General features: G+C 65.2%; 1 protein-coding gene. It reads right to left on the bottom strand.

What is annotated here, in order from left to right; translation table 11 throughout:
* Positions 1 to 428, bottom strand: a 428-nt coding sequence (locus EOA27_RS39625; RefSeq protein WP_189562448.1) for a VOC family protein, incomplete at its 3' end; no start/stop codon positions are given.
* Between the last annotated feature and the right edge of the window lie 87 nt (positions 429 to 515).

Raw genomic sequence — 515 nt, 5'->3', positions numbered from 1 at the left:
TGTTCGTCGTGGTAATCGCCAGGGCCGCCGTCGAGCCAGGCGTAAAGCTCCCGAAGCGTGTCGTCCGGGTCGGTGAAATAGGCGCAGCGCGCGTTCCAGACGTAATCTTCGGGCGGGCCGTAGAAGGGCACGCCCTTGGCGCTCAATTCGCGGTGCAGCCGGTCGATGTCGGCCGGCGTGTCGAGCTGCACGGCGACGCAAACCTTATGCGCGTGGCGCGGCGATCTCAGGTTGGACACGCCGGTGTGCCGGTTGATGTGGTCGAGCTCCCAGGCAGCGAGCGACACGCCCTCGCCATGGAAATCGGCAAATCCTTCGGCGCGGCGGCGCAAGAGGAAGCCGAGCTTGTCGACGTAGAAATCGACCGTCCGTTCGATATTTTCGACCAGCAGGCAGACGTCGGAGATGCGGGTGACGCTCGCAGGCATGGCTATTTCGCTCCGGTGTCTTTCGAGAGCGGCAGCTTGACGCCGACGCGGTTGGCGGCGCCGACGATATGCGTGCGCATCGCCGCC

It is taken from the genome of Mesorhizobium sp. M2A.F.Ca.ET.037.01.1.1 (genome assembly GCF_003998075.1).
Classification (GTDB): domain Bacteria; phylum Pseudomonadota; class Alphaproteobacteria; order Rhizobiales; family Rhizobiaceae; genus Mesorhizobium.
Note: the sequence above shows the minus strand (reverse complement) of the source record. Positions and strands in the feature narration are given on the sequence as shown.